This window comes from Janthinobacterium aquaticum, from assembly GCF_009208565.1.
In the GTDB taxonomy this organism is placed as follows: domain Bacteria; phylum Pseudomonadota; class Gammaproteobacteria; order Burkholderiales; family Burkholderiaceae_D; genus Janthinobacterium.
The window spans coordinates 235,865-248,600 of sequence record NZ_WFLK01000005.1 but is presented as its reverse complement, the minus strand read 5'-3'; the positions used below and the strand labels follow the sequence as shown (position 1 = coordinate 248,600).

The window sequence follows — 12,736 nt, the reverse complement described above, 5'->3', positions numbered from 1 at the left end:
CATCGTCGGCTTTTCGCCGTCCAACATCGTCCATGGAGGTCTGACCATGATACAAACCCGCCCCGCCCTGCAACGTTACGCCGTCATGGCGAGCCTGTGCGCCGCCACGATCTTCTCGCCCCTGTCCGCCACCGCCCAGCAGGCAGTGGTACAGGATGGCATCAAGGTGCGCCCGCTGTCGACCAGCCGTATTTTTGCCGGCGGCACGGACTTCAATCAACAGTCCAAGCTGCAGTATGCGCAGCTGGTCAACGAGGCCAAGCAGAAAAACGCGCTGGTGCCAGACAGCGACCCGCAGGTCAAACGCCTGCGCGCCATCGCCCAGCGCATTATTCCGTTTGCCACGCGCTGGAACGAAGCGGCCGCCAACTGGGACTGGCAGATCAATCTGCTCAATTCGGACCAGGTCAACGCTTTCTGCATGCCGGGCGGGCAGATCGCCTTTTACAGCGGCATCATCACCAAGCTTAATCTGACCGATGATGAAGTCGCCGTCGTCATGGGCCATGAAATTTCACATGCGCTGCGCGAGCATTCGCAGGCGCAGGCCGGCAAGGGCAACCTGGCCGCCATCGGCTCGAAGCTGGCCGGCGCCGGCCTGTCGGCCTGGTTGGGGGTGGACCCGAACGTCACCAGCACGGTCACCAATATGGCGGCGCAGGGCGCCATGCTGAAATTCTCGCGCGACGACGAACGCGAGGCCGACCTGATCGGCATGGACCTGGCAGCGCGCGCCGGTTTCGATCCGCGCGCCGGCGTGGTGCTGTGGCAGAAAATGGCGGCCATCAGCAAAGGCGCGCCGCCGGAATTCCTGTCGACCCACCCGTCGGGCAGCGACCGCATCTCGCAGATGAACAAGCACATGACGCAGGTGCTGCCGCTGTACGCGCGCAGCAAGGGCGTGTCCGTCGACGCCTTGCCGCCGTATCGCAGCAACACCGTCGCCGCCCGATAAGACCATGGCCGCTGCACCCTTGCCGATGCGCGACGGCGTGGCGGCCAGCTATCTGTGGCTGCCCGAAGGCGGCTGGCCTGACCTGCTCAGTTTTCTGCTCGAGCGCTACCCGCAGATCGGCGAGGCGCAGTGGCGCGACCGCATGGCGCGCGGCGAAGTGGTCAGCGGCGAGGGCGAGCAGCTGGTGCCGCACAGCCCTTTCCGGCGCGGCATGCGCATTTTCTACTACCGTGAAGTCGAGCACGAAACGCCGATTCCGTTCCAGGAGCAGATATTGTTCCAGGATGCCCACCTGGTGGTGGCCGACAAGCCGCATTTCCTGCCGATGACGCCAGGCGGGCGCTTCGTGCAGGAGACTTTGCTCACGCGGCTGAAGAAAAAACTCGATTGTCCGGAGCTGACGCCAATCCACCGTCTCGACCGCGAAACGGCCGGCGTGGTGGTGTTTTCGCGCCAACCGGCCAGCCGCGGCGCCTACCAGACGCTGTTCCAGCGGCGCGAAGTGCGCAAGGTCTACGAGGCGCTGGCGCCGCAGCTGCCGGGCCGTGATTTTCCGTTTACGCACCGCAGCCGCATGGTCGATGGCGACAAGTTTTTCATTATGCGCGAGGAGGCGGGCGAGCCCAATTCCGAGACCCTGGTCGAACTGATCGCCTTGCGCGGCGCGCTGGCGCTGTACCGCCTGCATCCGCATACGGGCCGCAAGCACCAGTTGCGCGTGCATCTGGCCTCGCTCGGTATTCCCATCGTCAACGACGCTTTCTATCCGGTAGCGCTGCCGTGCAAGCAGGACGACATGACGCAGCCCTTGCAGCTGCTGGCGCGGTCGATTGAGTTTGCCGATCCACTCACAGGCGAGCTGCGGCGATTTGACAGCCGGCGCGAGCTGACCGGGGCGGGATAAAACCGCCTGAACCCGACACCACCATAAACGTGTCAACAATGGTGTCGGATTACGGTGCTTCGCACCTAATCCGACCTACGGTATGACTGCGCACGGTTACGTAGGTCGGGTTAGCGCGAAGCGCGTAACCCGACATCACCACAGGCGTATCAATAATCCGGCTTAGCGCGAAGCGCGTAACCCGACACCACCGCAGACGTGTCAATAATGATGTCGATTACGTTCTGATGGTGTAATCGATAATCAGCGGCGCATGATCGGAAAAGCGTTCGTCCTTGTACACGCTCACGGTATGGGCCTGCGCGGCGATGCCAGGGGTGGCGACATGGTAATCGATGCGCCAGCCGACGTTCTTGGCGTAAGCCTGGCCACGGTTGCTCCACCAAGTGTATTGTTCTTCGCGCTTGTCCAGGCCACGGTGCACGTCGACAAAGCCCACTTCATCGAACACGCGCGTGAGCCAGGCGCGTTCCTCGGGCAGGAAGCCGGAATTTTTCTTGTTGCCTTTCCAGTTCTTCAGGTCGATCTCGTTGTGGGCGATATTCCAGTCGCCGCAGATCACCACTTCGCGGCCCAGGGCCTTGAGCATCAGCAGATGGGGCAGGAACAGTTCCATGAAACGGAATTTGGCTTCCTGGCGCTCGGGGCCGGACGAGCCGGACGGGCAGTACACCGAGATCACCGACAGGTTGCCGAAGTCGCAGCGCACATAGCGCCCTTCGGCATCGAATTCCGGGCTGCCGAAACCGATATGCACGGCGTCCGGCTCGACCTTGCTGTACACGCCGGTGCCCGAATAGCCTTTTTTCTCGGCGTAGTGGAAGTGGCCATGGTAGCCGTGCGGATTAAGAAACTCTGGCGTCATGTCGGGCAGTTGTGCCTTAAGTTCCTGCACGCAGATGAAGTCGGCCGTTTGCTTGCCCATCCAGTTGAAAAAGCCTTTTTTGGCGGCGGAGCGGATGCCATTGAGGTTGGCGGAGATAATTTTTGGCATGTGAGGAGACAGATTGAATGCAGATGGGCGGCAAACGCGGCGATTGTCTCGCCGCAGCGCGCAGATTAAAATACAGGCACTTTAAAAAAATGAGGCCAATGTGACTAATTTACGCCAGCAGTTTATCGCGTTTTCCGTATCCAAGGGCGTCTTGCGCTTCGGCGAGTTCACCACCAAGGCCGGCCGCCAGTCGCCGTATTTTTTCAATGCAGGCCTGTTTCATGACGGCGCCACGCTGGCCGAGCTGGCGCAGTTCTACGCGCAGACCCTGCTCGATTCGGGCGTCGAGTTCGACATGCTGTTCGGCCCCGCCTACAAGGGCATCACGCTGGCCTCGGCTACCGCCGTGGCGCTGGCCGGCAAGGGCCGCAACACCTCGTTTGCCTTCAACCGCAAGGAAGCCAAAGACCACGGCGAAGGCGGTACCATCGTGGGCGCCAAATTGCAGGGCAAGGTCGTCATTATCGACGACGTGATCTCGGCCGGCACTTCGGTGCGCGAATCGGTTGACATGATCCGTGCGGCAGGCGCCGAGCCTTGCGCCGTGCTGATCGCGCTGGACCGCATGGAGCGTTCGGGCCCGGACGGCCAGCTCTCGCCAAGTTCGGCAGTACAGGAAGTGAGCAAGCAATACGGCATCCCGGTCATTTCAATCGGCAACCTGGACGACCTGTTTGGCTACCTCAATGGCGACGGTGCCGATCCGAATCTGCTGCAGCACAAGGACGCCGTTTCGGCCTATCGCAGCCGTTACGGGATCTGATATCAACGTCCTGTTTGTCTGCAGCCGCAACCAGTGGCGCAGCCCGACGGCTGAACGCATGTTCCGCCGTCATCCGGGCATGGCCGTGCGTTCGGGTGGTACCAGCCCGAACGCGCGCCACCCGGTCAACGCCGGCGACCTGGCCTGGTGCGACGTGATCTGCGTGATGGAAGAAAAGCACAAGTCGCGCCTGCGCGCGCAGTTCGGCCGCCTGCTCGAACACAAGACCATCCATGTGCTGGACATTCCCGACGACTACCAGTTCATGCAGCCGGAACTGGTCGAGCAGCTGGAAGCTTCGGTCGCAGCCATACTCGGCCTCGATTAAGCCAGCGTACCTGTGCATGGCGTCGCAAGGCGTCGCGCAGCAGCGCCCTGGCCACCCCGAGATGGCGAAACGGCGGCTTGACGAAGACCATATTGAGCGTGGCCTGGCCGTTGTCGACGCTGAAGTCGAGCATGGCTACCTGCTGGCCGTCGATGGAGGCTGACAGCGCATGCTCGCCCCATGGCGCCACTTCGATCCTTGCGGCCATCACGCCAGCCATGGCTTGAGCGCCGAATGCAGGCCCAGTGCAAACAGGCCGGCAAAAAAACACTTCCTGAACAGATCCTGGCTGATGCGCGCGCGCAGCCACTGGCCGGCCAGCATGCCGCCCAGCGCCGGCAGCAGCGCCCAGGCCGAGGCGCCGGCGGCGCCCATGCTCCATTGCCCCTGCAGCGCCAGGCTGGCGGCCAGCGCGATGGTCGAAGCGGTAAACGCCAGGCCCAGCGCCTGCACCAGTTCGTCGCGCGCCAGTCCCAGTCCCTGCAGATAGGGCACGGCCGGAATCACGAACACGCCGGTGGCGGCCGTGACCAGTCCGGTCAACAAGCCGATCACGGGCGCTAGCCAGCCCTCGTGCTGTGGCGCCACCTGCAGGCGCAGCGCAAACCAGCCGGCCAGCGCATAAGCCATCAGGGCAAGTCCCAGAAGCACCACCGGCCACTGGCCACCATCGCCGCCATCGAGCGGCAGCAGCATGCCGCCCGCTACCGTGCCCGCCATGCAGGCAGCCAGCAGCGGCCACAGTCGGCGCAGCAGGGCGCGCAGCGCCGGGCCGGCTGCCAACTGCCAGATATTGGTGACCATCGACGGCACGATCAGCAGGCTGGCCGCCTGCACCGGCGCCATGGCCAGGCTCAGCAGACCCATGGCCACGGTAGGCAGGCCAAGGCCGACTACGCCTTTGACAAAGCCTGCCAGCATAAAACTGGCGCCGATTGCCAGCATGGTGGATGTTTGCACGTTCTTGCCATCAGAGTGAACAGGCGGTGATTGTGCGCGCGCATGATTGAACTGCAAAGCGCGATGATGCGCAGCCAGACTCTGCCAAATCCACAGGCTGTTATGATGGGTCGGAAAGGAGGCGCCATGCGCTTTGATCTGGTCGATCTGCAGTTGTTTATCCATGTGGTGGAAACGGGCAGTCTGACGGCTGGCGCTGCACGCAGCCATCTGTCGCTGGCATCCGGCAGTGCGCGCGTGCGCGGCATGGAACAGGCGCTGGGCATGCCGCTGCTGCTGCGCGGGCGGCGCGGCGTGGAAGCGACGCCGGTGGGCCAGACGCTGCTCCATCATGCTCGACTGGTGGGCCAGCAGATGGAAAAAATGCGCGGCGAACTCGGCGAATTTGCCCAAGGCCTGAAAGGGCAGTTGCGCCTGTTGTGCAATACGGCGGCGCTCAGCGAATTCCTGCCCGAAGCGCTGGGCGCCTTTCTCGACCGCCATCCGAACATTTCAGTGGATCTGGAAGAGCGCCTCAGCGACGATATCGTCAAGGCCGTCTCGCAAGGGCTGGCCGACATGGGGATCGTCTCGGACTCGGTCGACATGCGCGGCCTGCAGACTTTTCTGTTCCGGCCCGACCGGCTGGTGGTGATTGCCGCTGCCGACGGCGTGCATCACCGCGCGCTGGGCGAGCAGGGCACGGTCGATTTTGCCAGCGTGCTCGAGCACGACTTTATCGGCCTGGCCGACGACAGCGCCATGCAGCAGTACCTGGGCCTGCATGCGGCGCGCGCCGGGCGTCCGCTCAAGGTGCGCGTGCGCCTGCGCAGTTTCGACGCTGTCTGCCGGATGGTGGCCAGCGGCGTGGGCGTAAGCGTGGTGCCGCTGGCTGCGGCGCGGCGTTGCCAGCAGACGATGGCGCTGCGCTGCATGGAGTTGAGCGACCCCTGGTCGGTGCGCAACCTGACCATCTGCGTACGCCAGTTTGGCGAATTGCCGCTGTATGCGCGCCAGCTGATCGAGCATCTGAAGGCCTAGCAGCGCCTGGACCGGCTTTCGCTGCCGTTGGTGCGCTAGCGCTCAAACGCGCTTTCTTGATGCATCTATAATCGTTTCCAGATAAAGTCGTCGGCAAGGCATGCTTGATGCAGCCGATGCACCAGCCGGACCCCGCGGCACAGGGGCAGAACATAAGGAACAACATCATGCGTTTACTGATTGCCCTGATCTTACCGTGGCTGACTTTTTTCACCATCGGCCGTCCGATTGCCGGCATTATCTGCCTGATACTGCAGGTCACTCTGATCGGCTGGCTGCCGGCCGCCATCTGGGCCGTGTATGCACTGAGCCAGTTCAAGACCGACCAGAAGATTGCCGACGCTACCCGTCGTTATTGAACATTGATCGATAAAGGAGGTTCACATGCAAAACCGAAATCATGGCAAGCGTGCAGTATCCCTGTTGGCAGCGAGCTTGCTGGCTGCCGGATTGATGCACGGTACGGCAGCACTGGCGCAGGCGGACAGCGCGCTGCCGGCCGTTAAAACCAGCGGCAGCATCGAGTATCTGAGTGGCGGCATCGGCATCGATGAATCGACCGCGATCAAGAATGTGGCCGGCCAGTGGCCATTGAGCCTGGTGTTTTCCGTCAAATCGGGTGCAGGCGCCGAATATGCGTCCAACGTCACGCTGGTAGTGCGTGACGCCAAGGGCGCCGTGGTGCTGGAAACGACCGGCAGCGGACCGTACCTGCTGGTCAAGCTGGAGCCGGGCACGTATGAGCTGCATGCTACGCTGTCGGGCAAGGTGCTCGAACAGCAGGTGCAGGTCAAGGCGCGTACCTCGACGCGCCTCGAACTGGTCTGGCCAGCCGGTACCAACAAGAACTAAGTTTTCAGACTACTGGCAGCACGCGGCCTTCGGCCGCGCTTTGCTGCGCCAGCTCGATCAGGCGAATGGTCGCCAGCGCGTCTTCGGCGGCCACCGGCGCCGGTGCGCCATGGGCGATGGCGTCATGCATGCCCTGGTAAAAATCCTGGTAGCGCCCCGGCAGCAGATCAAGCTGTTCGGCGTGGCCATCAGGCTGCGTACCGGCATACAGCTGGCCGCCAGCCGCATCTACGCCCCAGCCGCTCTGGCCCGGACGCCCGCCTTCCTTAAGTGCATCTTCCTGCGGATCGAGCCCGAATTTCACAAAACTGCCTTTGTCGCCATGGATGGCGAAACGCGCCGTCGGCGCCTTGACCAGGCAACCGGCCTGCAGCACCACGCGCAAGCGGTCGTAGTACAGCACGATATGCACGTAGTCGGTCGCCTCGGCACCATCGCGCTGCAGATCGATATCGGCATACAGTTTTTGCGGCATGCCGAACAGCTGCACGGCCTGGTCCAGCATATGCGGTCCCAGGTCGTACAGCAGCCCGCCGCCGGGTGCTGCGGACTCGCGCCAGCGCTGGCGGATTTCGGGGCGGAAGCGGTCGAAATGCGACTCAAAACTGGCCACGCGGCCCAGCGTGCCTTGCGCCAGCAAGGATTTGATGGTCAAAAAGTCGCCATCCCAGCGGCGGTTGTGGTACACGCTCAGCACCAGTTGGCGCGCCTTGGCCAGTTCGATCAGCGTCTGTGCTTCGGCACTGGTAATGGTAAACGGCTTGTCGACCACCACATGCTTGCCTGCCTCCAGCGCCGCTTTCGCCAGGCTGAAATGCGCTTCATTAGGGGCGGCAATCACCACCAGTTCAATCGAGGCGTCGGCAAACAGCTGGGCCGGTTCGGCGTAGACGATAGCCTGCGGCCAGTCCTTGTGCACCAGTTCGGGTTTGCTCGATGCGACTGCCGCCAGTTCCAGGCCTTCGACGGTGGACAGCACGGGAGCGTGAAAGGTGGCGCCGGCAAAGCCGTAGCCGATCAGACCGGTTTTGATTTTTTTCATGGCATTTCTAAAGGTGAACAATGCCATGATCATACCTGCAAGCGGCCGGCAGCACTGTCAATCAAGACGCTGCCGGCCAGCTTGCATCAGCCGTGCTTATTCAAGCGTCCAGACATACTGCACCTGCACTGGCGAGCTGATCGTCTTGCCTTTGGCGAGCGCCGGCTTGAACGAGCACTTGGCAATGCCGCTGCGCGCCGCCTCGTCAAGCGCCGGATGGCCGCTGCTTCGGGCGATGCTGGAACCTTCGACCTTGCCGGCAGCGGTGACCTGGAACGACAGTGTGACCGTACCGGTTTGTTTTGCCTGCAGCGCCTCGGCAGGCCAGACCGGCTTGGCGCAGCTGGTAAAGTCGAGTACCGGACGGCGGTCGGCTTCGCTGTTGCTGTCAGCTGCCACTGCCTGCCCGTAAATACCGAGGCAGGCGCCGGCAAGAGCCAGCAGCGGTACGGCTGCTTTCCAGTTCAATGCTTGTGGTGCAGGGCGCAGCAGTCGTTTGATACGTGACATAAGATTTCCTCCATTGGCCGCCAGGGCCAGGTCGTGGTGGGAGAACTGGAGACGCTCCAGTTCGGAAAGTGCAAGAGCCAGACGCCGCGGTTCGCCCAGTTGTCTTGCTGCGAAATCATCTGCAATATGTTCGCGCTCGATGCGCACGCTGCGTGAAATCCACCAGACGGCAGGGTGGAAGAACAGCAGCGCCTCGATGGCGTTTTGCAGCAGGTTGATCAAATAATCGTGGCGGCGGATATGCGCCAGTTCATGCGCCAGCAGCGCGGCCAGCAGATCCGGCGGCATGCCGCTAACAAGCGACGCCGGTACCAGTACCACCGGCCGCCAGATGCCGGCCGCCAGCGGGCTGGCGATGCCGTCGACCACGCGCAGCCGGATGGTGCGGGTGATGCCGGCGTCCAGCGCCATGCCGGACAGGCGCGCCTGCCACTGCGCGTTGCGGCCCGCCGGCGCGCTGGCGCTGCGCGCTATCCACAGCATGCCCAGCGCCATGCGCGCGGCAAGCAGGGCGGCGCACAGGGCCCAGATGCCGACCACGGCGCGCAGCAGGGTGGAGATGTCGGGCAGGCTGTCGGGTGCCAGCAGCGCCGCTGGCAGCAGCCCGCCCGCATACATGCCTGTGGCGTTGACGCCGTCCGTCAAACGCAGGTACAGGCCCAGCGCTGGCCACGCCAGGCAGGTCAGCAGGGCGCCGCAGCCCACCGCATAGCGCGCTTCGGGCCGCGCATTGCGCAGGGCGGCCAGCGCCAGTGCCGTGGCGCCGGCTATCAGCAGTCCTTGCCACAAAAAGTGCAGCAAGGTCCAACCCAGTGCCTGCACGAAGGCGTTCATTGTTCGTCCTTGAGCATTTTTTCAATCTCCTCGCGCTCGGCGCGCGACACGCCGGTGCGCAGCGCCGCCAGCACCAGCGCCTTGGCCGAGCCGGCAAAGGCTTTTTGCATCAGGTCTTTCAGCAGGTTGGTCTGCAGGCTGTCCTGCGCCTGCGCCGGCGCATAGATATGCGAGCGGGCGCTTTCATCGCGGATCAGCAGGCCCTTGCCATGCATGATCTGCATCAGGCGCAGCACGGTGCCGTAGGTGATGGCCGGCTTGGCAACCGCCATCGCTTCATGCACCTGCTTGGCCGTGGCGGCACCCAGCGGCCACAGTGCCTGCAGCAGATCGAGTTCGGCTGCGGTGGGTTTGGGAATGTGGGGGGACCTGGCCATGCTTTTTTCCTTTGCCTGAAATTCAACAAGCTCAGGTTAAACGTTGTAGACAAAAATGTATACTAAAACTTGCAATGAGCAGAAAAGCCTTTGAATGCTCAATCATTGATCCAGACAGATTTGTTTAGAAGGCGAAAAAAAAGACGCCCGAGCGTCTTTTTCGTGGAGCAGGGATAATCAGCCCGCCAGCTTGGCTTTCAGCATTTCGGTCAGCTGGGCCGGATTGGCCTTGCCTTTGGACGCTTTCATGGCCTGGCCGATCAGCGCGTTGATGGCCGCTTCCTTGCCGGCGCGGTACTGTTCGACCGACTTGGCGTTCGCCGCCAGCACTTCGTCGACAATGGCTTCGAGCGCGCCCGAGTCCGAAATCTGTTTCAGGCCCTTGGCGTCGATAATGGTGTCGACCAGGTTCTCGTCGTCGGACTTCGCTTCCCACATGCCGGCAAATACTTCCTTGGCCGCCTTGTTGGAAATGGTGCCGTCGGCAATGCGCTTGAGCAGAGCGGCCAGTTGCGCGGCCGATACCGGTGCCTCGTCAAGGTCCACGCCTTCGCGGTTCAGGGTCGATGCGACGTCGCCCATCAGCCAGTTGGCGGCAGCCTTGGCGTTTTCCTTGCCGGCTTTTTCCACCACGGCCACAAAGTAGGTGGCCATGGCTTTCGACTGGGTCAGCACCAGCGTGTCGTACTCGGGCAGCGCATAGTCGCTGACAAAGCGCGCGCGCATGGCTGCTGGCAGCTCGGGCATCGACGCTTTCACGGTGGCGATCCACTCCGGCGAAATGGCCAGTGGCGGCAGATCCGGGTCGGGGAAGTAGCGGTAGTCCTGCGCGTCTTCCTTGCTGCGCATTTCGCGCGTTTCCTTGCGGTCCGGGTCGTACAGGCGTGTGGCCTGCACCACCTTGCCGCCGTCTTCGATCAGTTCGATCTGGCGGCGCACTTCGACATGCACGGCCTCTTCGATAAAGCGGAACGAGTTCAGGTTCTTGATTTCGCAGCGGGTGCCGAATTCCTTCTGGCCGACCGGACGCACCGAAACGTTGACGTCGCAGCGGAACGAGCCTTCCTGCATGTTGCCGTCGCAAACGCCCAGCCACATCACCAGCGAATGCAGGGCCTTGGCGTAGGCCACCGCTTCGGCGGCGCTGCGAATTTCCGGTTCCGAGACGATTTCCAGCAGCGGCGTGCCGGCGCGGTTCAGATCGATGCCGCTCATGCCGGCATAGTCTTCATGCAGCGACTTGCCGGCGTCTTCTTCCAGGTGGGCGCGCGTCAGGTTGACGGTCTTGGTGACGAATTCGCCGTCCTTTTCGTAGCCGAAAGTGAGCGCGCCGCCGATCACCACCGGGTCTTCAAACTGGCTGATCTGGTAGCCTTTTGGCAGGTCGGGGTAAAAATAGTTCTTGCGCGCGAAGACCGACTGCGGCGCGATGGTGGCGCCGACGGCCAGGCCGAAACGGATGGCGCGGTCGACCGCCTGCCGGTTCATCACCGGCAGCACGCCCGGCAGCGCCAGGTCGACCGGGCTGGCCTGGGTATTGGCGTCGGCGCCGAACTTGATCGGCGAACCGCTGAAAATTTTGGAGTCGGTCGTGAGCTGCACGTGGTTCTCAAGACCGATGACGACTTCCCATTGCATAGTGTTCTCGCTTATTTTTGATGGCGCCGCCACTGGCGGCGCAAGATATTCTTAGTTGCCGCTTACTTGCAGCTTACTTGCCGGCCGGGGCGCGGGTATGCCAGTCGGTCACCAGCTGGTACTGGTGCGCCACGTTGAGCAGCTTGGCTTCGCCAAAGTAATTGCCGATGATCTGCAGGCCGACCGGGCGGCGGCTTTTCTTGTCGCCGGCGCCGAAGCCGCATGGAATCGACATGCCGGGCAGGCCAGCCAGGCTGGTCGACAGGGTGTAGATGTCGGCCAGGTAGTTGGCAACCGGGTCGTCGGTTTTTGCGCCCAGGTCCCATGCCACGCTCGGCGCGACCGGTCCCATGATCACGTCGCACACGGCGTTCGGGCCATTCAAGACGGCCTCGAAGTCCTGCGCGATCAGGCGGCGGATTTTCTGCGCCTTCAGGTAGTAGGCGTCGTAGTAGCCGTGGCACAGCACATAGGTGCCGACCATGATGCGGCGCTTGACTTCGGCGCCGAAACCTTCGGCGCGCGACTTCTTGTACATGTCCTGCAAGTCCTTGTAGGCGCTGGTGCGGTGGCCGTAGCGCACGCCGTCATAGCGCGACAGGTTCGACGACGCTTCGGCCGGCGCGATCATGTAATACGCCGGGATCGACAGCGCGGTGTTCGGCAGCGAGATATCGACCAGGGTCGCGCCCAGCTGTTCATACTGCGCCAGCGCGGCGCGCACGGCGTCTTCCACGTCTTTCGACAGGCCCTCGCCAAAATACTCGCGCGGCACGCCGATGCGCAGGCCGTTCAAGGGCTGCTCCAGCAGGCGCGAGAAATCTTCCGTCACGCCGCCCTGGGCTTCGGTGAGGCTGGTCGAATCGCGGTCGTCGAAGCCGGCCATCGCCGACAGCAGCAGCGCGCAGTCTTCGGCCGAGCGGGCCATCGGGCCGCCCTGGTCGAGCGACGAGGCAAACGCGATCATGCCGAAGCGCGATACGCGGCCATAGGTGGGCTTGATGCCGGTAATGCCGCAAAATGCGGCCGGCTGGCGGATCGAGCCGCCGGTATCGGTGCCGGTAGCGGCCGGCGTCAGGCCGGCAGCCACGGCGGCAGCCGAGCCGCCCGACGAGCCGCCAGGCACGGCACTGTGGTCCCACGGATTTTTCACGGCGCCAAAAGCCGAGTTCTCGTTACCCGAGCCCATGGCGAATTCATCGCAGTTGACCTTGCCCAGGCTGACCATGCCGGCGGCGAGGAATTTTTCCACCACGGTGGCGTTGAACGGGCTGACATAGTCGGCCAGCATCTTCGACCCAGCGGTGGTGCGCCAGCCCTGGGTGACAAACAGGTCCTTGTGGGCGATCGGCACACCGGTCAACGGTGTGGCGGTGCCGGCGGCAATGCGTGCATCGGCCTCGGCGGCTTGCGCCAGTGTCAGCGCACGGTCGACGTGCAAAAAGGCGTTGCTGGTGTCGGCTTCGATGCGGTCGAGGAAATGCGTCGCCAGTGCAACGGCGGAAATTTCCTTGTTCTGCAAAAGCGTGGACAACTGTTTGATGGATTTTGTATGCATG

The 12,736-nt window shown here is 63.0% G+C and carries 15 protein-coding genes; 7 read left to right on the top strand and 8 right to left on the bottom strand.

Features of this window, described 5'->3' with window-relative positions:
* Window positions 1-46 precede the first annotated feature (46 nt).
* The gene (locus tag GCM43_RS10940) at window positions 47-955 is read left to right on the top strand and encodes a M48 family metallopeptidase (protein ID WP_152244114.1); all 909 of its coding nucleotides are present in this window, start codon (window positions 47-49) and stop codon (window positions 953-955) included.
* A 4-nt stretch (window positions 956-959) separates the two neighbouring features.
* Window positions 960-1,859, top strand: a complete 900-nt coding sequence (locus tag GCM43_RS10935) for an RluA family pseudouridine synthase (RefSeq protein ID WP_152244112.1) — start codon at window positions 960-962, stop codon at window positions 1,857-1,859.
* A 217-nt stretch (window positions 1,860-2,076) separates the two neighbouring features.
* On the opposite strand, the gene GCM43_RS10930 is transcribed toward GCM43_RS10935, so the two are convergent.
* A complete protein-coding gene (locus GCM43_RS10930) occupies window positions 2,077-2,853 on the bottom strand; it encodes an exodeoxyribonuclease III (RefSeq protein WP_152244110.1) in 777 nt (258 codons plus the stop codon).
* 100 nt (window positions 2,854-2,953) lie between these two features.
* Here GCM43_RS10930 and pyrE point away from each other — a divergent pair, with 100 nt between their 5' ends.
* Complete coding sequence (pyrE, locus tag GCM43_RS10925; protein ID WP_152244108.1) at window positions 2,954-3,616, top strand: orotate phosphoribosyltransferase; 663 nt, start codon at window positions 2,954-2,956, stop codon at window positions 3,614-3,616.
* A 58-nt stretch (window positions 3,617-3,674) separates the two neighbouring features.
* The gene (locus GCM43_RS10920; RefSeq protein ID WP_226929435.1) at window positions 3,675-3,944 is read left to right on the top strand and encodes a low molecular weight protein tyrosine phosphatase family protein; all 270 of its coding nucleotides are present in this window, start codon (window positions 3,675-3,677) and stop codon (window positions 3,942-3,944) included.
* Here the strand turns inward: GCM43_RS10920 and GCM43_RS26560 are convergent.
* Window positions 3,880-4,077 carry an N-acetyltransferase gene (locus GCM43_RS26560; protein WP_413770947.1) on the bottom strand — a complete coding sequence of 66 codons (198 nt, stop codon included), beginning with the start codon at window positions 4,075-4,077 and terminating at the stop codon, window positions 3,880-3,882. The two genes, GCM43_RS10920 and GCM43_RS26560, sit on opposite strands and share 65 nt — an antisense overlap.
* 74 nt (window positions 4,078-4,151) lie before the next feature.
* Window positions 4,152-4,889: a sulfite exporter TauE/SafE family protein gene (locus GCM43_RS10910; RefSeq protein WP_152244235.1), complete on the bottom strand. Its 738-nt coding sequence runs from the start codon at window positions 4,887-4,889 to the stop codon at window positions 4,152-4,154.
* Between the two features lie 141 nt (window positions 4,890-5,030).
* Here GCM43_RS10910 and GCM43_RS10905 point away from each other — a divergent pair, with 141 nt between their 5' ends.
* From GCM43_RS10905 to GCM43_RS10895, 3 genes are all read left to right on the top strand, one after another.
* Window positions 5,031-5,924 (top strand): LysR substrate-binding domain-containing protein, encoded by an 894-nt coding sequence (locus GCM43_RS10905; RefSeq protein WP_152244104.1) that lies wholly within the window; start codon window positions 5,031-5,033, stop codon window positions 5,922-5,924.
* Between the two features lie 167 nt (window positions 5,925-6,091).
* Window positions 6,092-6,283 carry a YqaE/Pmp3 family membrane protein gene (locus GCM43_RS10900; protein WP_152244102.1) on the top strand — a complete coding sequence of 64 codons (192 nt, stop codon included), beginning with the start codon at window positions 6,092-6,094 and terminating at the stop codon, window positions 6,281-6,283.
* 25 nt (window positions 6,284-6,308) lie between these two features.
* Window positions 6,309-6,776 (top strand): carboxypeptidase regulatory-like domain-containing protein, encoded by a 468-nt coding sequence (locus GCM43_RS10895; RefSeq protein ID WP_152244100.1) that lies wholly within the window; start codon window positions 6,309-6,311, stop codon window positions 6,774-6,776.
* A gap of 4 nt (window positions 6,777-6,780) precedes the next feature.
* Here the strand turns inward: GCM43_RS10895 and GCM43_RS10890 are convergent, their stop codons facing one another.
* From GCM43_RS10890 to gatA, 5 genes are all read right to left on the bottom strand, one after another.
* Entirely contained in the window at window positions 6,781-7,818 is a 1,038-nt protein-coding gene (locus GCM43_RS10890) for an oxidoreductase (RefSeq protein WP_152244098.1), read from the bottom strand.
* 96 nt (window positions 7,819-7,914) lie between these two features.
* The gene (locus tag GCM43_RS10885; protein WP_152244096.1) at window positions 7,915-9,162 is read right to left on the bottom strand and encodes a M56 family metallopeptidase; all 1,248 of its coding nucleotides are present in this window, start codon (window positions 9,160-9,162) and stop codon (window positions 7,915-7,917) included.
* On the bottom strand, window positions 9,159-9,539 hold the full coding sequence (locus tag GCM43_RS10880; RefSeq protein WP_152244094.1) for a BlaI/MecI/CopY family transcriptional regulator: 381 nt from the start codon (window positions 9,537-9,539) through the stop codon (window positions 9,159-9,161). Before GCM43_RS10880 ends, GCM43_RS10885 begins: the two co-directional genes overlap by 4 nt.
* Before the next feature lie 177 nt (window positions 9,540-9,716).
* Entirely contained in the window at window positions 9,717-11,192 is a 1,476-nt protein-coding gene (gene gatB / locus GCM43_RS10875) for an Asp-tRNA(Asn)/Glu-tRNA(Gln) amidotransferase subunit GatB (RefSeq protein WP_264372653.1), read from the bottom strand.
* 58 nt (window positions 11,193-11,250) lie between these two features.
* Window positions 11,251-12,735: an Asp-tRNA(Asn)/Glu-tRNA(Gln) amidotransferase subunit GatA gene (gene gatA, locus GCM43_RS10870; protein ID WP_152244090.1), complete on the bottom strand. Its 1,485-nt coding sequence runs from the start codon at window positions 12,733-12,735 to the stop codon at window positions 11,251-11,253.
* Window position 12,736 lies beyond the last annotated feature (1 nt).

Bases quoted from the DNA above. Each gene is read 5' to 3' on its own strand.
- GCM43_RS10940 (WP_152244114.1), top strand. From the start codon at position 47: ATGATACAAACCCGCCCCGCCCTGCAACGTTACGCCGTCATGGCGAGC.
- GCM43_RS10935 (WP_152244112.1), top strand. From the start codon at position 960: ATGGCCGCTGCACCCTTGCCGATGCGCGACGGCGTGGCGGCCAGCTAT.
- GCM43_RS10930 (WP_152244110.1), bottom strand. From the start codon at position 2,853: ATGCCAAAAATTATCTCCGCCAACCTCAATGGCATCCGCTCCGCCGCC.
- GCM43_RS10920 (WP_226929435.1), top strand. From the start codon at position 3,675: ATGTTCCGCCGTCATCCGGGCATGGCCGTGCGTTCGGGTGGTACCAGC.
- GCM43_RS26560 (WP_413770947.1), bottom strand. From the start codon at position 4,077: ATGCTCGACTTCAGCGTCGACAACGGCCAGGCCACGCTCAATATGGTC.
- GCM43_RS10910 (WP_152244235.1), bottom strand. From the start codon at position 4,889: ATGCTGGCAATCGGCGCCAGTTTTATGCTGGCAGGCTTTGTCAAAGGC.
- GCM43_RS10905 (WP_152244104.1), top strand. From the start codon at position 5,031: ATGCGCTTTGATCTGGTCGATCTGCAGTTGTTTATCCATGTGGTGGAA.
- GCM43_RS10900 (WP_152244102.1), top strand. From the start codon at position 6,092: ATGCGTTTACTGATTGCCCTGATCTTACCGTGGCTGACTTTTTTCACC.
- GCM43_RS10895 (WP_152244100.1), top strand. From the start codon at position 6,309: ATGCAAAACCGAAATCATGGCAAGCGTGCAGTATCCCTGTTGGCAGCG.
- GCM43_RS10890 (WP_152244098.1), bottom strand. From the start codon at position 7,818: ATGAAAAAAATCAAAACCGGTCTGATCGGCTACGGCTTTGCCGGCGCC.
- GCM43_RS10885 (WP_152244096.1), bottom strand. From the start codon at position 9,162: ATGAACGCCTTCGTGCAGGCACTGGGTTGGACCTTGCTGCACTTTTTG.
- GCM43_RS10880 (WP_152244094.1), bottom strand. From the start codon at position 9,539: ATGGCCAGGTCCCCCCACATTCCCAAACCCACCGCAGCCGAACTCGAT.
- gatA (WP_152244090.1), bottom strand. From the start codon at position 12,735: ATGCATACAAAATCCATCAAACAGTTGTCCACGCTTTTGCAGAACAAG.